This window comes from Paenibacillus sp. FJAT-26967, from assembly GCF_001541095.1.
Classification (GTDB): Bacteria; Bacillota; Bacilli; order Paenibacillales; family NBRC-103111; genus Paenibacillus_F.
This window is the reverse complement of record NZ_LMXH01000002.1, coordinates 601,069-619,164: the sequence shown is the minus strand read 5'-3', so window position 1 is coordinate 619,164 and position 18,096 is coordinate 601,069. Positions and strand designations below refer to the sequence as shown.

The following is an 18,096-nucleotide window of genomic DNA, read 5'->3' as shown; positions in this document are numbered from 1 at the left end:
TTTCGTTATTTCGTTGGTTTCAATGTTTCGATTGCTGTGCTGTCCGTATTCTGCGTCACGTCGATTTTCTTCTTGATAAAGCCGGACTCCAGAAGAATGTCAGCCGAAGCTTGCTGGATTGCCAAAATTTCTTTCGTTATAGGCAAATTCGTATATTCGGAATTTTGAACAACCAGCTCAATCGTTGACTTGTCCGCCTTCTTAGTGTTGGCAATAAAGGCGACTACCTCTTCCCGGTGTTCCTTCTGATAGTCAATCGCTTTCTGGAACCCTCTGAGATAAGCGGCTGCCGCCTCCGGATGCTCATGGATAAATGCGGTACGCCCTATAGTCAGAACCGGGGCTTGAATCCTCAGCGCTTCACCGCTGGTTAGTACCCGTGCCCCGTTCTTCGCGATTTGAATGCTCGTATACGGGTCCAGGCCTACCCAGGCATCCACCGCCCCCGATTCGAACGCTGCAATCGCCTCATCCGATTGAAGCTGAATAAGCTGGAAATCGGACTCCTTGAGACCCGCTTGCTTGATCGCCTTGATGAAGAAGACATGAAGAGTGGTCCCTTTCGCGATCGCGATCCTCTTCCCCTTCAGATCAGCTAGGCTTTCGGCGGTGCTTGTGGCAGGAACAATGATAATGTTCAGCCCCTTCAAGCCTTCGGAAAGCAGAGACAGCGTGGTCACCGGCAAGTTATTCGCCTGTGCGGAGATGGCTGCGCCGTCTCCCAGCCAGGAGAAATCCACGCGGCCGGCAGCCAGTGATTCCACAAGAGCAGGGCCGCTGGGGAACTCGGACCATTTCACTTCGCCCCCGATTTTGCTGAATTCTTCCTCGAACCAACCTTTCTCCTTGGCGAGCAAAATCAGACCCGTACTGCCGTTATTAGCCAAATTCACAATATATTTCGCTTTCTCCCCGCTTGGACCGGAATCGGAATCAGCGGCAGTCTGAGCGCCGCAGCCCGTCAGATTGACTATCCCGGCAGCCAGGATGAGTGTAATGACTGATACTCTGAATATCTTCATCGCTCGTTCCCCTTTGCAACTAATCTGGCTATAAAAAAGACACCCGACAGCGCGCTAAGCGAGCCATGCAAGGTGCCTCCAGTTATCTGGTCGGTCATAAAGATTATATATCCTTTAAAACGCATCAAATTAGTCGGAATAAAATTTAAATAAATAACTGACTAGTCAGTCAGTGCTTGTTGGAATGATTCTAACAGCCCAAAATAAGGAAGTCAATACTTTTTTTACTAAGTATGCGGCAGGACATAGATTAAGCTTGCCGGCATGGCTCCTCCTGAAGGGTACGGGCAGGGCAGAAACTGCCCGCGTTCATCCGCATCCTACAGAAGATGAACATAAGTCTAACTGTCGGATTCTCCCGTGCTCTCCAGAAGTATTCTTATTCTCAGCCGCCCGAAGAACCGTTCGAGCGTCAAAACAATCGAGAGCCTTTCAAAATTTCTTCTGTAGAGCACCGGGTGGCATCATAAATGGTGCATCCTTGTTCCTTCATGAAGGATTGAACCGTCCGGTAACCGACCGTATAACCCGCGAAGGGTGCCAAGCCTGCGGGCTGGTATCCCTGCGATATGGCGATCTCGTCACCGAACATATAACTGCTGACCTCGCCGAATCCTTTTACATCCAACGCCTTTCCAATCAATTCCATAGACCGCCCTACATCCGCTTCACTCATCGAGCTTACCCACGGCCCTAACAAATCATCTCCGTACAATTCTCTCGCAAAAGATTCGGCCAGTCCTTCAATAACCAGGTAATCGCCGACCGTCACATTTCCATAATCCCAGTCCATGTAAGAAAATCGGATGTTATGGTGAAATTCATGCGCGATTACAGCCGGTATTCTAGGTACATTATAGGCATTAGGATGAATAGTGACCTGAATAAAACCGGGTATGCCGCCGAATCCGCAGTAGCCCTTCTGAAGCTCCAGCTTCTGCTCATCCGCCAAATAAAGTCCGAATCTAAGCTCCTTTGCAGCGATAAGAAGGTCATGTTTGTGCATGACTTCAACACACGTATGGAGCGTCTTTAAAACCACCTGCGTAATGTGCCGGTTCTGCAGCTCTTGCAGGGATCGAAGTCCGTCTGCTGTCTTATCCACGTCCAGGAAACCAAGCATTTGACATGCCATTAACACATCATAGCCACCCGGCTGCTTAGCCTTCAAAGGAATGTTCATCAAATTCCACATGGGCTCAAAAGGCTTCATCATCGTATAACGGAAATAATCGGTTCTCTGCCGCTCAGGCATAGTAAACAGCTTTTCATACTGCTCCAGTGTGTTCTCCACGATAAGTTTCACGTTCATTCCCCCTTCAACCCCAGGATAAGGGATCACGTAACGTGAGGGTCAACCTTTTTTTCGAAAAACAGTAAGTATTAAAAAAAAGCAGCACCGCTTAAAATTCCCGCTGCAACAACAAGCCAGGGCGGAAGCTTCCAGTGTGCAAGCATGACAAACAAGCAGACGGCTACTATAAATTCACTTGTTCCCACGATAGCCGAAGTCCACAGCGGATCATATAAAGCCGCAAGCAATATGCCTACAACGGCTGCATGAACAACTTGGAGTGCTCCGTACATGTTCGGGTTCGTCCGTAGAGAACTCCAGAATGGGAGCACACCTGCTACAAGCAGAAAAGCCGGCAGGAAGATAGCGATCGTAGCGAGCAGCGCGCCGCCTGCCCCATTCCACATCGCTCCCAGGTACGAAGCGAAGGTGAACAGCGGGCCCGGCACGGCTTGCGCGGCACCATAACCGGCCAGGAAATTCTCGTGGCTGATCCAGCCGCTGGCCGCAAACTCGCTTTCGAGCAGGGGAAGCACAACGTGACCGCCTCCGAATACCAGGGCTCCGGCACGGTAGAACGTATCGGCAGCGGCGATCCAATCCGCTCCGGTTGCAAAACGGAGCAGAGGCAGACCCGCCAGCAGGACACCGAATGCAATGAGGCTGGCGACGGCAGCTCGCCTGCCGACAAGCATCGGGCTCGTTGTCCGCTGCTCCGCCTGATCCTTGCGGTACAGGAAATAACCGGCTCCGCCGGACACCGCAATGATCATAATCTGCGTAAGCGCTGCCGGCCACAGCAGCGCGGCAGCCATCGCGGCAACGGCGGCTGCCGCTAGTATCCGGTCTGAGGCCAGCTTCTGCCCCATGCCAAGTACCGCGTGCGCCACAACGGCAACCGCAGTGACTTTAAGGCCATGGACCCACCCGGCCCCAGCCAGGCCGCTTCCCTCCAGGAAGTAAGCGAACAACACAAGCGCGAGCGCAGACGGCAAGGTAAAGCAGAGCCATGCGGCCAGGCCGCCGAGCAGTCCTGCGCGGTAGATGCCAATACCAATGCCGACCTGGCTGGAAGCAGGACCGGGAAGAAACTGGCACAGCGCCACCAGATCGGTATAAGTGTCCGAATCAAGCCATTTCCTGCGGCGCACATACTCCTCATGAAAATAACCGAGATGCGCAACCGGGCCTCCAAAGGATGTCAGCCCGAGCCGGGTTGAGACCGCGGCAATCTCTCTTATTCGTTGCCAGCGCTCACGCGTCCCCCCGGCCTCCGCTCCTGGCACTGTTGACTGCTCGGACTGCTTTTCAGGCTGCGGTGCAATTGAATGAATTCCTGTGTTATCCTTCATTTATAGAACAACTCCTCTAAATACACAATTCTACTTATAGGTCCGTTCTGCAATTCTCCTTTTTTATCGAGAAATCAAAGCTTTAGCCATCTGGTCCAGCTTGGTTATCGTATTCCAGTTCCGCAGCGTCCCGGCGACACCCAATTTTTGAAGATTAACAGCAAGCTTGGAGTCTCTAAGTCCCTTGCGGATCAGCAGGTAGACCTCATGTCTTGAGACATGGAACTCATCTTCCCCGTTCTTACAATCCCGGAGAGCCTGGATTTTCTCCTGCTTGGGGGCTTCGACCAGATATGAAATATGTACGCCTTCCACTTCCGGCAACATGTCCACCGGATACGGGCAGGAGCGGATAATCCGGTCAAATTCTTCTGCTGTTCTTAACACAACCGGAATAGAGAAGCCGAATGCCGCATGAATCGATTCTTCCATACGAAGCTGCAGTGCTGCCTTGTCCTCCGTTTCGTCAGCTTCGAAGACTATGTTGCCGCTTTGAATGTACGTTTGGACGCTGCGCAGGCCCGATTCCTCCAATACGCCCTTGAGAGCGGTCATGCTCATTCTGTTATGCCGCCCTACATTGATGCCTCTTAGTAAAGCAATGTAAATGACCATTATAATCTCCACCATTTATTTGAATTTGTAAAATCGCGTTCCGCTCTCATTATAACGGATTTTGTTAAATTTTAGCGATGATAACGATGGATTCCGGCAATAAAGGCCGCGAGCAGCAATTGCAAACTTTCATTAATGTCCAGCGGCAGCCCGAATCCCCCGTGCTGTTCCAGCGATGCAAATCCGTGGATGAGACTGTGCAGACCGCGGGTCGCGTGCAGCGCATCGTCCCCTTTGAGTCCGTAAGCCCCAAGCACGCCCACGACCAGTCCTACAATTTCCCCCGCTTTGCGGGCCGCATGCGTGTCCTCTTGACGAGGCGCCCGAAGCGTCGCCTCATACAATCCCGGGTGTCGGCGGGCAAATTCCACATAAGCCCGGCCAAGAGAGTATAGCGCGGCATCGCCCTTCAGACCTGCAACTCCTTCGGACATACAATCATACAGCAGACTGAGGCCGTGCAGTGCGAGTTTGTACCGGAGTCCGCTCAAACCGTCCACATGATTATAAAGAGATGGCGGACGGATACCCAGCTTTTGCGCCAGCATAGCGAGGGTCACCGCCTCGAAACCGTGCTCATCCGCTAGCTCCGCCGCTGTCTGCAGCAGCAACTCTTCATGAAGTCCTATTCTAGGAGACATCGGCGCGGCCCTCTTTCCCAGCGGCAGCTTCCAGATTACGCTCTGCTGCCGTAATCGCTTGCTCGATGGCTGCAGCCGGGCTATGCAGCATTCGGCCGTGTCCTACTGCAAGCAGGGAGGGCGAATACTCCCGCAGTTTCTTTACACTCTCCAAGGCCGCTTGTTTGTTCCATGTCGACATCGCCGGGAAAGGAAACCAGACCCGCATCTGACCGGACACGGCAATTCCTCCGCGGGTTTGCATTGCATCCGATGCCAGGAGTGCCCGGGTACGGGTATCGAAGAAACTCATCAATCCCGGTGAGTGTCCGGGAGTTGAAATCGCTAGAAGCGACCCGATCCGGTCGCCTTCCTTCAGCAGGACGTCAGGCCGGGTGACGATCCCTCGCGGAATACCGCCTCGAAGCGGCAGGTCCGGCTCTCCGGGCTGTAGTGAACGGTCACCCGTAAGAATGCGGGCCTCCCGCTGCGGTATATAGACCGGGACGTCCGGCAGCTTGTTCTTGAGCGCGTCCAGTGCCCCTACATGATCATCATGTGCATGAGAAATGATGATGGAGGTTATTTCCTTCCCTAAACGGCTAGCAGCCTTCAAAATACCTGCCGCACTGTAAGGCATTCCCGCATCGATCAGTGTCAGGCCGTTCTCCTCCTCCACCAGGTAACAATTTACTGGAAATAATCGCGGCATAAAAGTGAGTTGAAGCAGCTTATCTTCCCGAATCGTTCTCATAAATCATTCTCCTTCACAAAAACTAATATCATTAGTTTCAATATAACTAATGCCATTAGTTTTTGTCAATCTCTTATTTCCATTCGTGTTCAGGGTCTATAGTCAGTCTGCCGATAAGTATTACACCGTTTAAATATTCCCTCTCCCATTCCAACAAAAAAACACCATTTACCCCTGATCGGGGGTAAATGGTGCCTGCTATTTAACCTTATTTAGATATGCATCGGTCTTGCCCAGTGGCGGTGTTCGGCAATGGCCGCTATAAATGCTTCGTTGAAAGCATTCATATCGCTTGGGTCCGAAGCCGTAATAATCCCGGGCACTCCGGCAGTCGGGGTCCCGCTTGCAACGGCAGCTGCACTTTCAGGTGCTGCTACACCTGCTGCAATAAGCAGCTCAGACCCTTCACCGACGACGGCAATCGTTTTATAATGCTGATACGCTTCACGGATAAAATTGGCCGCTTTCGGGTCGGTTTTGAGCTCATCTACACTTTGCGCTCCTCCTGCCACGTATACGGCATCGAACAGCAGAGAATCGCTGGTGAGAAGCGTATGAACCGCCTCAAACATAGCGCCGCCCTCTGTTGAGATTGGACCAAGCTGCGTGCTGACAATTTCCGGGGTCACGCCTGCTGCTTTCAAAGCCGTCAGGACTGAATTCAGTTCAGCTCCGTTTACGCCTGTACCTGCCAGTACAGCGACTTTACGGGTTTTGGCAGACTTAATGGTGTTCATCATACTGAGTGCAGGAGACGTCGCTTTGTTCCCGCTCTCACCCGCCGGTTGACCGGTAAACTGGGGAGCCTTCACACCTATGCCAGCCGCAATCTGCGCGCCCAATTCCGGGTCTACTTGGCTGAACATTTCAACAGCCTTCTCACGGATTTCTTTGGTTTTCACTTTGCCCAGTTCGAAACGGAACGCGTTGATAATATGCTGCTTCTCCACCGGAGACATGCTGTTCCAGAACAAGGTCGCTTGGCTGAAGTGATCCTTGAAGCTGTCGCTGCGCGCCTGAATTTTGCGGCCTTCCACTTTCTCCGCATAATGTACGTAGCCGCCTTCTTGCTCGGAAGCCGGTTCAGGGGCATTTCCCGCAAGAGAGTTCTTGTGGTAGCTGACAGGTCCGCGGTTAATCGCCATACGATGCATACCGTCCCGCTGATTGTTATGCACCGGTGCAATCGAACGATTAATCGGGATCTCATGGAAATTCGGGCCGCCTAGACGGGACAGCTGCGTATCGGTATAAGAGAACAATCTTCCCTGCAGCAGCGGATCGTTAGAGAAATCAATGCCCGGTACGACATGTCCCGGATGAAAAGCGATCTGCTCCGTTTCGGCGAAGAAGTTGTCCGTGTTCTGAGTCAAAGTCATTTTGCCGATAATTTTGACGGGAACCAATTCTTCCGGCCAAAGTTTCGTAGGATCGAGAATATCGAAATCGAAATTAAATTCGTCCTCTTCCTTAATCAGCTGGACGCCAAACTCATACTCCGGATAGTTGCCTGATTCAATCGCATCCCACAGATCGCGGCGGTTAAAATCCGGGTCTTTTCCTGCGATTTTCTGGGTCTCGTCCCATACCAGGGAATGCATGCCAAGCAGAGGCTTCCAGTGGAACTTGACGAAATGAGCTTCACCGCGGTCATTGACAAAACGGAAGGTATTGACACCGAAACCTTCCATCATGCGGAAGCTCCGCGGAAGCGAACGGTCCGACATTGCCCACATCACCATATGTGCCGTTTCTGTGTTGCTTATGACGAAATCCCAGAATGTATCGTGCGCCGAGGCGGCCTGCGGAATTTCATTATGCGGTTCCGGCTTCACGGCGTGGATGAAATCCGGGAACTTCATCGCATCTTGTATAAAGAACACCGGCATGTTGTTGCCGACAAGATCGTAGTTCCCCTCTTCCGTATAGAACTTGGTGGCAAAACCGCGTACATCACGTACGGTATCGGCACTGCCCCTTGATCCTGCCACTGTCGAGAAACGGACAAAAACAGGCGTCTTAACCGAAGGGTCTTGAAGGAATTTCGCCTTTGTAAACTCCGACATCGGTTCATAGACCTGGAAATAACCATGTGCACCAAAACCGCGTGCATGGACAATCCGCTCTGGAATACGCTCATGGTCAAAATGAGTCATTTTCTCACGGAACTGAAAATCTTCCATCAAGGTAGGCCCGCGAACTCCCGCTTTCAAAGAATGCTCGTCTTCGCTTACTCGCAAACCATGATTTGTCGTCATTTTCTGCCCGGTGTCATCCACTCGGAACTGCTCTAGCTGCTTATCCTTGCTTTGCTCATTTACAGGCTCGCGTTGATCGTCTTTATTCATTCTTATGGCCTCCTTCATTATGTTCGCTAATTATGTAGAGCTTTCTGTTTATGAGGAAATCAGCTTGGCCAATCCTTCCTGCCAGCGCATAATTTCAACAGTTCGTTGCGCTCCTGTTTAGTAAATAACCTTTATATGAGACAACCAAACGATTGTCACAGGATTTACAACTTTTTAAATTTTCACAGTCTATTGTATGAAAACGCTACTCCGTTTCCCCCTTCAAAATAAAAAATCCTGCCATGCGGCAGGAGTTTCTTCCTTATTGCTGATGCTTAATTAAGCCCAGAAAGAACGCGTAATAATAACTAACAGAATAAACAGAACCAGAATCACTCCTGTGCTAGTTCCAATACCTGCATAACCCATTCTCAACACCCTTTCTTATTTGGGATGTCCTATCTTATGCAGCGGCTTGATCAAAATTATAGACGATCACCTTCTCTCCTAATCTTTGACAAGCCTGAAATTGCCAAGGGACTCTTCCTGCGGAGGTCCGCATCAAAGTACCAGAAATGGTCATGACTATGACCTACTTTTGCTTCTCGCCTCCTTTTAAAATGGAACTATCTTATCTTAATAAGTTAAAAATATGGAGAAAACACCGCTGGAGGTCTACACAAATGAATCTTTCCTTGAGTATGTGGAGTTTGCACCGGGTAAGCAGGGCTGAGAAATGGAGTGTACTCGATTTTCTGGCCTTCTGCTCCAAAGAAGGAATCGGCAGCGTTGAACTGCTCGATGTTTTCTGGAAGGACCCTGAGAACGAAATTCCTCAAGTACTGGAATACGTCCGGGAGAGCGGAATAACCATCACCAGCTATGCCGTCGGCAACGATCTTGTCAAAAGCACAGCGGAAGAACGCGCCGAAGCGCTCCGCGTCATTACAGATGGAATTGCTGTAGCTCGGCAGTTAGGCACATCAGTCGTGCGTGTATTCTCCGGTAATTTGTCCGATGCGTATACTTTTGATATGGCGCTGGACTGGATTGTAGAAGGACTTGGCGATGCCGCCAGAGTCGCAGAACAATCCGGAATTACACTATGTCTGGAAAATCACGGCAAACTGGCTGGAAAAGGCGATCAGGTGCTTGCCATTCTGGAGCGTGTCAACTCTCCGGCTCTGAAGGCTACCTTTGATACGGGGAACTTCCTTCTCGTTGATGAGAACCCGCTGCATGCTCTGGAAGTTCTGCTTCCTTCTATCGGGCATGTACATATTAAAGATTTCGAAGAAACAGTGGATGGAAGATATAAGGCGCTTAGCGGAAAAGCTTATGAAGGTGTCTTTGCCGGAGAGGGTCAGGTTCATCTGCCTGTCATTCTTGCCAAGCTTCAAGAAGCCGGCTATAAGGGAGCTTGTGTACTCGAATATGAAGGGCTTGGCGATGAAGCGGAAGGCATCCGCAGAAGCATCCATAATTTCAACGCACTTGTCCAAACGCTTTAACATTGACTCTATTCCAAAGGAGAACTTATAACTATGATACGTGTTCAGCAGGCTGATTTAATCATTATCGGGGGCGGAACCGGGGGCTGCGCCGCAGCTCTGGCTGCATGTAAGTCCGGTAAAACCGTGATCATGACGGAGGAAACGACCTGGATCGGAGGCCAGCTGACAAGCCAGGCTGTACCGCCCGACGAGCATCCGTGGATCGAATCTTTCGGCTGTACGCGTACTTACCGGCAATTCCGGGATGGCGTGCGGGACTATTACCGGGACCATTTTCCAATGACCTCCGAGGCGAGATCTAACCCTGAGCTTAATCCCGGCAGCGGGTCAGTAAGCCGTCTGTGTCATGAGCCGAGAACAGCTCTAGCTGTATTGCAGCAAATGCTGGCTCCTTATATCCACAGCGGTCTGCTATCCTTATGGACTCGTCATGTGCCCGTGCAAGCCGAAACTTCAGGAGACTCCATCACTTCAGTTACAGTCAAGAATCTGGAGTCCGGTGAACAATACCGCCTGAGTGCGCCTTACTTCCTGGATGCTACAGAATGCGGCGATGTTCTGCCTCTGGCAGGTGTCGAGTATGTGACAGGGGCCGAGTCTCAAGCACAGACAGGCGAACCGCATGCCGTCTCCGGCGAAGCGCTGCCTAACGACTGGCAAGGTTTCACCTACTGCTTTGCCATCGATTACATCGAAGGTGAAGACCATACGATCGAGAAGCCTGCATTGTATGATTTCTGGAAATCCTACCGGGCGGACTTCTGGCCGGATCATCTGCTCAGCCTGCTCGGCGTCAGACCCGCCACCATGGAGCCTGTCCACTATGAAATTTTCCCGGGAACGGAACGCTTCTCCCTCTTCAAATACCGGCAGATTGCGGATCGCGGACTGTTCGAGGAAGGAACCTACAGAAGCAATATTTCCCTGGTGAATTGGCCCCAGAACGACTACTGGCTCGGATCGATCATAGAGGTGACGGAGGAAGAGAAAGAACGCCACCTTTATGAAGCCAAGCAGCTCAGCCTCTCTCTGCTCTACTGGATGCAGACGGAATGTCCCCGCCCGGGCGGCGGCCAAGGCTATCCCGGCATGAGACTGCGCAAGGATGTCGTCGGTACGGAAGACGGTCTGGCCATGTATCCTTATATTCGTGAATCCCGGCGCATAAAGGCGGAGTTCACCGTACTGGAGCAGCATGTCGCGACCGAGTGCCGCCCGGACGGCAAAGCAGAGCATTTCCCGGACAGCGTTGGAATCGGCTGTTACCGGATCGATCTTCACCCGAGTACGGAGAACCGTCCCTATATCGACGTCTCGACCGTGCCGTTCCAGATCCCGCTCGGCAGTCTCATTCCGGTACGGGTGAACAACCTGCTGGCCGCCTGCAAGAATCTTGGCGTCACGCACATTACCAACGGCTGCTACCGTCTTCACCCGGTGGAATGGAACATCGGGGAGGCTGCGGCTTACTGCGCAAGCTATTGCATCGATAAGGGGATCACTCCCCGCGAGCTGCGCAACAGCAAGGCTGAATTGAAACAATTTCAGCAAATGCTCGTTCAGGCGGGTGTGGAGCTGGAGTGGCCTGCCACCCGCCCTGTGTAGACGATTAAACACATACTCTGACATACTCTGATTACTTACAGGAAGAAGGACTGCTCGTATGAGTAAAATCCGTATCGGTGTTATTGGAGCGGGTACCATCTCCCGCATGCATTTCAATTCTTATCAGAAGAACCCCGGCGCCATCATTGTCGCCGTATGCGATCTTAACGAAGAACGTGCTCGCGAAAAAGCAGATATTTACCAGGCAGCCAAAGTCTATACCGACTACAAGGAGCTCCTCGCCGATCCCGAAATCGACGCGGTTTCGATTTGCACCTGGAACAATACTCATGCCGAGATCAGCATAGCGGCTCTGCGGGCCGGGAAGAACGTACTTGTGGAGAAGCCGCTTTGCAAAACCGTGGAGGAAGCCCTTGCGGTCGAGAAAGCCGTAGAGGAAAGCGGCAAGACGCTCCAAGTAGGCTTCGTACGCAGGTACGCTTCCAATACGCGTATCATCCGTTCTTTTATGGACAACGGCAGTATCGGCGAGGTTTATTATGCCAAAGCTTCTTGCATCCGCAAACTCGGTAATCCCGGCGGCTGGTTCTCCGACATCGAACGTTCCGGCGGCGGGCCGCTGATAGATGTGGGCGTTCACGTCATTGATCTCTGCTGGTACCTCATGGGCCGTCCCAAGGTAAAATCCATCAGCGGCAACACCTACACCAAGCTCGGCAACCGGTCCAACGTGGAGAACCTCGCTTACTACAAAGCAGCCGACTATGATGCGGAGCATAATACAGTCGAAGATATGGCTAACGCGATGATCCGCTTCGAGAATGGAGCGTCGCTGCTTGTCGATGTTTCCTTCACCCTGCATGCCAAAGAAGACGAATTGACCGTGAAGCTCTATGGCGATAAAGGCGGCGCTGAACTCGAGCCCAAGCTCACGCTCATCACGGAGCAGCACAACACGATCCTGAACACCACGCCGCAAATCAACAACCTGTCGTTCGACTTTGCGGCAGGATTCCAGGATGAGATCGATTATTTCATCGAAGTGTGCCAAGGCACGAAAGAGACGCTCAGTCCCGTCCAGGACGGCGTAGAAATGATGAAAATCCTCTGCGGCGTCTATGAATCAAGCAGACTGGGCAAAGAAATTTATTTTGACTAGATATAAGAAACGCTTCTCTATTGGTATAGAATAATTATCTATCACAAGGCTTCCGGTTCACCGGAAGCTTTTTGCTTTGCCCTATAATTTTTTGGAAATTAAATTCAATAAAATAATTTCTATTTCCCTTAACAGGTAACTTTTGGATAATCATCCTGTATAATGAATTCAAAAGGGGTGTACACGATGCAAAACCTATCTGATATTTTGTTCTTGGTTTCTCTCGTCTCCCTAATCATTTGGGCTGCATCTCTTAAAGGTGCTAATTTCTTTCGAATCAATCATACAAATATCAACTACAGGGATGAAGGCAGGGAAATGCAGGAAGCGCTCATGCAGGAACATAAGAAAAAGCTCCAGTTCAATTTTAAAGTGTTTTATGGCTCCTTTTTCTTCGTATTCGGTTTTCTAGGCATGGTAATTTCCATCGTAATCTCATACCTGAAATAAAACATCAAACGGCTGTCGCTCTATAGATGGAAAAGTCCAGAACCGCTCTAGTGTTTACAAGCAAAAACAGATACCTGTAGAGGTATCTGTTTTTGCTTAGATAATTATAATCTTCCATTGACACAAAGCTCCTGGGAATCGGTGCAGATGATTTGGTCGCATTCTAGTCTCGGGTAATGTCAAACTTCTTCTCATTGGTCTTAAAGCCATCTACTTTTACCGTCACCGTAATTGCATTAACGCCAACTTTCAAATCCACTTCGCTGGAAAAGCTGCCGTCTTTTTTAATTTTCGCTGTGCGGCCATTCACATAAACTTCCGCTTTACCGGGACCAAGCACTTTCACTTGTCCTTCGATATCGAAATTGTCATCCCCGGTTCTGACGCCTTCGTAGGCCAAGAGACCGCTAAGGATTGCCGACCTCGCAGAATCACCCACCTCGTAACAATTCGCGATTAGCTGACGTTTCGTACCGGCACCCGAGGGGTCCTTAGCCGTAAGTACGAATCCGCCCTCAGGGATGACACTGTTCGTTTCTTCCGGTTTCGACCAGTCCATGTTCATGGCTCTGGTTTTATTCGGCACGCTGATTACTTTACCGCTGCTGTCAATAACAGCCTCTACGCCAAACCGGCTGTTGCCGGTAGAATAACCGAACGAATCCGTTACGACATTAATATTGTTCTCAATGACATTGACATCGTAGTAAGAGCCTTCCAGGAACGATTCCGGCTGATCCGGCAGTGATACGCCAAGCTGATAATCTTTCACGTAGGGAAGATTACGCAGAGCCGCATTCGTTATAGGCCAATTCACCTGAGACGCGTCAAAGAGCATCAGGCCGTGCGTGTTATCCAGACCTGCCTGGAGTATTTCGCGCTGAAGAGCCGGCTCCGATACATTCGTCAGGGCAATCCCTGTGTAAAGCGGTTTTTCACCGTTAATTACGATGTTACCAAGTGTAATATGACGCTCAACCTCAGGTCCTGTCGTCTGGTACGCACCGATCATGATAAAATCCAGGTTCTCGATATAACCGCTCTCATAATAGCCCGGCGTGTACACATCCTCATCCTTCATGCCGAGGCGGGAATCGTAACGGAATTCCGTGCTCCCCCAATGAACACCGTTCAGGTAATAAAGTTCAAACCAGGAACCAACATACGCGGACACTTGAACGGGTTTGCCTTTGCTTCCTTCGTAGCTGTCAGCCAGTGCTTTTACCTCCGTCGTGAAACTCTTGATCGTCTTGGAACGGAATTCCCACCACTCATAAATAAGCGGACCGTTTACACGGACTTTGTTCTCGTAACGCAGCACATCCCCCGGCCAGTTCTCAAGGGTCTTTCCTTTTTCTTGTAAAAAAGATTCGAATTTACCCTTCGTCAGATCACTAAAATCCGAGGTTTCGTTATCATATCTGGCACGGTCAAGAACAACACCATCGATATCGTAGTTTTGAATAACTTCTTCAATCGTATGGAGCTGGAATTGTCTTGCCTCCACATTGGAAGGATTGATAAACGCAACGGCACCCTGCTTTGTCGATTCACGCTGACGCTTGATTTGCCCGTTATCGGCAGAATTGTATACGCGTTCTTCCCAGTCCAGATGATCATTCAGGATCGCAAATTCATTGAACGCAATCGAGCCCTCCGCAAAAATATTAACAGCCGCATGGATGTCCAGACCGAATTCGCGGGAATAGCGGACGAATTCTTCCAACAAATCCAAATCCGGATTTGAGCCGGCTTTCATAGGCGCTTTGATCTCACTTACATAAGGCCGGCCTGTCAGTGTATTCTTCTTGTACGAAGCAAATCCTTCCACACCTTTAACATCAAAAACAATGGAAGTCACACCGTTATCAGCAGCTTTTTTGATAAAATCACGTACATTCTCGCTGCTCTGCAGTTTGCGGGCATTAGCCGCCTGATCCACCCACAGAATGACCTCTTTGTCCGAGGTGAACCCGGGTCTGCCGAAAATTACGAGATCCTTCGAATCTTGTTCCTCGCCGTTTTTCTTAACGATCAGGTCCACGTAATTGATCCCTTGGTTCAAGACATAAGAATAACGGAATCCACCGTCCGCTTCGACAGGAACCACGGTCCCATTCACAGTCAGTTCAATTTCTGCCAGGTCTTCAATATTGCTGATCGTACCGGATAGAACCGCTTCCGGCTTGGTTTCCGTATACATGGCATAATTATTCAGCGATATACGCGAAGTCGGTCCGAATAGGTCCACCAGGTCTTTGACGGTGACCACAAGATTATTTTTGCGTAATTTGACCGTATCTCCGAGTTCAAAATTCGCAGCCAAATATTTTTTAAATGTTTTACTGGCATAGCCGCTGTCCTGGGCAACGAGTACATATCCTCCTGCCGGAATAGACAGTGTTGCCGGCCCTGCCCATAGGGGAGGCTTGCCGTTAACCGACGGATTGATGACAGCCGTTACGCTGCTGGCCGTATCTATCTGTACGGCAACACTGTTTGCCGGAATGACCAGATCTCCCCCCCAGTTAGAGGTATACAGCGCCAATACATCATCCAGACCCGTAATATCCTGATCAATATAATTAATCCGGTGGCGTGGTCCTTCAAGAGAGATGGTGATATCGACCGGAGCCGCTTCGACTTCAATTAAATCGGCAGGCTGCTCGGAATTGTTATAAGCGGCAAGAACAGGTGAAATCACCGTGGAGCCGGAAGCGGTCTGAGTCTTTAAATCCGGATCAGAATCCTTAAAATTACCTGCGTTCAAAATTTTATCCCCTTTCTTTTTCCCCATTTAGAATTCAATTCGGGCTTGCCGGTCAAAAAAAACAGCAGCTGCAACAATGCAGCTGCTGAGCGAGCGGAGTTCTTTTTTAGCTGAATTAACTAAACAAGCACCTGCTGAGCACTATTATTTTTTGGCTGTTTTATACCACTCATTAGCGGCCTTCGTCATAGCTTCCCCGCCGTCGGCTTTCCATTTGGAAACGAATGCATCATAGTTCGTAAGCGGATCGGATCCGCTGATGAACTTCAGCATGCTGTCTGTCTGGAATTTGTCGAGCTTTTGCTTGTTCTTGGAGACATCGGCAATTGGAGGAGCTTTTGCTAGCGGATCGGTAACCATAATATCTTTTGCATTTACTTGAATATCTTCAAAGAACTTCTGGAGAACAGGTTCTTTACGTACGCGTGCTTTCCAGTAATCAGGATATTTCTTGTAATCAACGCCTGTCAAGAAAGAACTTCCGTTGTTGAGCTCATCGTTGAAGATAGGCAGAATCGGATAGTACTTGCCGTCTTTCACTTCATGGTGCGTGCCTTCTTTACCGATGGACAGCTCTTTATGAGTAGCCGGGTCCAGCTTGGCATTCAGGAATTTAATCGCTTCTTCCTTGTTCTTGGATGCTTTTGGCACAGAGATATACCACGAAATGTTCGCCTTTGCAAACACGGCCGTTTTACCGTTCTTATCCTTCATGAAAGGAACGATTGTAGTTTTGGCGTCAGGAAGATTCTTCTTCAAAGCCTTATCGGTTGTACCCGCATTCCAGTAAGCCAATCTGTACACGGCCGCTTTGCCGCTTGTAAATTTCTCAATGGCTTTAGCGCTTGTGTTAATTGGCATTTCCTGATCGATCAGACCTTCTTTGTAAAGCTTGTTCATGTAAGTAAGAAATTCTTTCATAGCGGGGGTCTCGATCTGGTGAATCAGCTTGCCATCCTGCACAACCCAATCGGTTGTGATGCCGAATGCAGGGCCGATATCGCCGAAAATCGATTCTTTAGTATCTTTGGAGCCCGTGTAAGGCGCAATATTTTTCTTTTCTTTAATGGTCTTGAGGACAGTATAGAATTCATCGGTGTTCGTCGGGATTTTCAGCCCGAGCTCATCCATGATGTCCTGGCGGACTACCGTTTCTTCACCAATGGCAAGACCGGAACCCGTCTCAGGAATGGCATAGATTTTGCCGTTTACTTTGGCGCTATCCCATGCCGCAGGATCAATGGCGCTTTTGATATTCGGACCGAATTTCTCGATTAAATCATCGAGCGGTTCCAGCGCGCCTTGAGACGCTAACTTCTCAAACTGCGGAGCACCCAGCTTCATGACATCGTATTCTTCTTTGTTTGCCATAAGCAGATTCAGCTTCTCGTCCGGATTCTCAGCCGGGAGCATTTCGTATTTCACTTCATAGCCAGTTTTTTCTGTAATGGCTTTAGCTGTATATTCTTTGCTCGGATCAAAGTTACTGTACTGCAGCAACTGCCGGATAACCGGTTTGGTTGCGCTTGCATTTCCTGGTGCAGAAGTTGCTGTGCCCGCTTGCGGGTCTTTTCCTCCGCCTCCACATGCCGCAGTTGTAACACCAAGTGCAGCGACCGTAAGTAATAAAGCTGCTTTTTTAATCATGGTCGTACCTCCCTTTAATAGTTAAGCCAATCACGCGGTCAATCGAAAGACTCACAAAAGGGGCCTCACCGCCTTTCAAGCTGAAAATCTAGGAGAAGGCTGCATCCGGCAGCCCTCATCCGGTTAACCTTTGACTGAACCTACCAGGACACCTTTGACGAAATACTTTTGCAGGAACGGGTACACGACCAGAATCGGAAGCGTTGCCAGTAAAATAGAAGCGGCCTGAATGGATTGTGGTGTCGTGTTCATCGCTGCGTCCACATTGCCCTGCTTGAGAAACTCCCCGCTGGAAGAAACCAGAAGCTCTTTCAGGAAAAGCTGCATCGGCTTAAGACTCGGATTGGTGATGTAGATCATCGCCGCAAAATAATCGTTCCAGAAATATACCGCGAAGAATAAGGCAATCGTAGCCAGCACGGGCAAAGACAAAGGAAGAATGACATAGAACAGAATGCGCAGATTGCTCGCACCGTCGATCTTTGCGGATTCTTCAAGACTTTCTGGAAGCCCCTCGAAATAGTTCTTAATAATGAGCATGTTGTACACATTAACCAGAGCCGGCAAGAAGAGGACCGGTAACGTGTTGATCAAGTTCAGATTCTGCATCAGCAGGTACATCGGGATTAACCCGCCGCTGAAGAGCATCGTGAAGATAAAGATGAGAAGCAGCCATTTCCGTCCGCGCAGCCTGGGCTTGGACAGCGGATAGGCGGTAATGGTCGTTAGAAACAAGCTTAGGAACGTTCCCACGATGGTTAGTATGATCGAGATTTTGAACGAGTTCAGGAACATCTCGTTCTTTAGTACATACGCATAGGTTTCTAATTGAAAGCCCACGGGGAACAGATTAACTTGTCCAGATATGACGGCTGACTCACTGCTGAGTGATTTGGAAATCAGATTCACAAACGGCAGAAGTGTAGTCAGGCCGATCAGAATAAACACCATATAATTGACGAAGTGAAATAGCTGTTCCGGCCAAGGCGTCTGTTTTTTTCTTTTGACCGGTTTGGTGCTGGCATAAGCTGCTCCGTTACTCATA

15 protein-coding genes are annotated in these 18,096 nt (G+C 49.9%); 4 read left to right on the top strand and 11 right to left on the bottom strand.

Going from position 1 to position 18,096, the window contains the following annotated elements; translation table 11 throughout:
- Window positions 1-5: 5 nt before the first annotated feature.
- The 8 genes from AR333_RS12715 to AR333_RS25390 all read right to left on the bottom strand — a co-directional run bounded on the left by AR333_RS12715 (window position 6) and on the right by AR333_RS25390 (window position 8,374).
- A complete protein-coding gene (locus AR333_RS12715; RefSeq protein WP_068775720.1) occupies window positions 6-1,022 on the bottom strand; it encodes an aliphatic sulfonate ABC transporter substrate-binding protein in 1,017 nt (338 codons plus the stop codon).
- A 412-nt stretch (window positions 1,023-1,434) separates the two neighbouring features.
- Window positions 1,435-2,334 (bottom strand): DUF2268 domain-containing protein, encoded by a 900-nt coding sequence (locus AR333_RS12710; protein ID WP_084783635.1) that lies wholly within the window; start codon window positions 2,332-2,334, stop codon window positions 1,435-1,437.
- A gap of 71 nt (window positions 2,335-2,405) precedes the next feature.
- Window positions 2,406-3,668, bottom strand: a complete 1,263-nt coding sequence (gene chrA / locus AR333_RS12705) for a chromate efflux transporter (protein WP_084783633.1) — start codon at window positions 3,666-3,668, stop codon at window positions 2,406-2,408.
- Between the two features lie 63 nt (window positions 3,669-3,731).
- Window positions 3,732-4,283: a DUF1697 domain-containing protein gene (locus tag AR333_RS12700; protein WP_068775718.1), complete on the bottom strand. Its 552-nt coding sequence runs from the start codon at window positions 4,281-4,283 to the stop codon at window positions 3,732-3,734.
- 71 nt (window positions 4,284-4,354) lie between these two features.
- On the bottom strand, window positions 4,355-4,924 hold the full coding sequence (locus AR333_RS12695; protein ID WP_068775717.1) for a TetR/AcrR family transcriptional regulator: 570 nt from the start codon (window positions 4,922-4,924) through the stop codon (window positions 4,355-4,357).
- The gene (locus tag AR333_RS12690) at window positions 4,914-5,657 is read right to left on the bottom strand and encodes an MBL fold metallo-hydrolase (RefSeq protein ID WP_068775716.1); all 744 of its coding nucleotides are present in this window, start codon (window positions 5,655-5,657) and stop codon (window positions 4,914-4,916) included. Before AR333_RS12690 ends, AR333_RS12695 begins: the two co-directional genes overlap by 11 nt.
- A gap of 212 nt (window positions 5,658-5,869) precedes the next feature.
- A complete protein-coding gene (locus tag AR333_RS12685) occupies window positions 5,870-8,005 on the bottom strand; it encodes a catalase (protein ID WP_068775715.1) in 2,136 nt (711 codons plus the stop codon).
- A 279-nt stretch (window positions 8,006-8,284) separates the two neighbouring features.
- Complete coding sequence (locus AR333_RS25390; protein ID WP_253735823.1) at window positions 8,285-8,374, bottom strand: YjcZ family sporulation protein; 90 nt, start codon at window positions 8,372-8,374, stop codon at window positions 8,285-8,287.
- A gap of 254 nt (window positions 8,375-8,628) precedes the next feature.
- Here AR333_RS25390 and AR333_RS12680 point away from each other — a divergent pair, with 254 nt between their 5' ends.
- The 4 genes from AR333_RS12680 (at window position 8,629) to AR333_RS12665 (ending at window position 12,634) form a co-directional block, all read left to right on the top strand.
- Window positions 8,629-9,456 (top strand): sugar phosphate isomerase/epimerase, encoded by an 828-nt coding sequence (locus tag AR333_RS12680; protein ID WP_068775714.1) that lies wholly within the window; start codon window positions 8,629-8,631, stop codon window positions 9,454-9,456.
- 33 nt (window positions 9,457-9,489) lie between these two features.
- A complete protein-coding gene (locus AR333_RS12675) occupies window positions 9,490-11,064 on the top strand; it encodes an FAD-dependent oxidoreductase (protein ID WP_084783632.1) in 1,575 nt (524 codons plus the stop codon).
- A gap of 58 nt (window positions 11,065-11,122) precedes the next feature.
- Entirely contained in the window at window positions 11,123-12,184 is a 1,062-nt protein-coding gene (locus tag AR333_RS12670) for a Gfo/Idh/MocA family protein (protein ID WP_068775713.1), read from the top strand.
- Window positions 12,185-12,370: 186 nt separating this feature from the next.
- A complete protein-coding gene (locus AR333_RS12665; RefSeq protein ID WP_068775712.1) occupies window positions 12,371-12,634 on the top strand; it encodes a hypothetical protein in 264 nt (87 codons plus the stop codon).
- A 163-nt stretch (window positions 12,635-12,797) separates the two neighbouring features.
- On the opposite strand, the gene AR333_RS12660 is transcribed toward AR333_RS12665, so the two are convergent.
- From AR333_RS12660 to AR333_RS12650, 3 genes are all read right to left on the bottom strand, one after another.
- Complete coding sequence (locus tag AR333_RS12660; RefSeq protein ID WP_068775711.1) at window positions 12,798-15,404, bottom strand: family 10 glycosylhydrolase; 2,607 nt, start codon at window positions 15,402-15,404, stop codon at window positions 12,798-12,800.
- 144 nt (window positions 15,405-15,548) lie between these two features.
- Window positions 15,549-17,051 (bottom strand): extracellular solute-binding protein, encoded by a 1,503-nt coding sequence (locus AR333_RS12655; RefSeq protein ID WP_068775710.1) that lies wholly within the window; start codon window positions 17,049-17,051, stop codon window positions 15,549-15,551.
- Window positions 17,052-17,174: 123 nt separating this feature from the next.
- The gene (locus AR333_RS12650; protein ID WP_068775709.1) at window positions 17,175-18,095 is read right to left on the bottom strand and encodes a carbohydrate ABC transporter permease; all 921 of its coding nucleotides are present in this window, start codon (window positions 18,093-18,095) and stop codon (window positions 17,175-17,177) included.
- Window position 18,096: the final 1 nt, after the last annotated feature.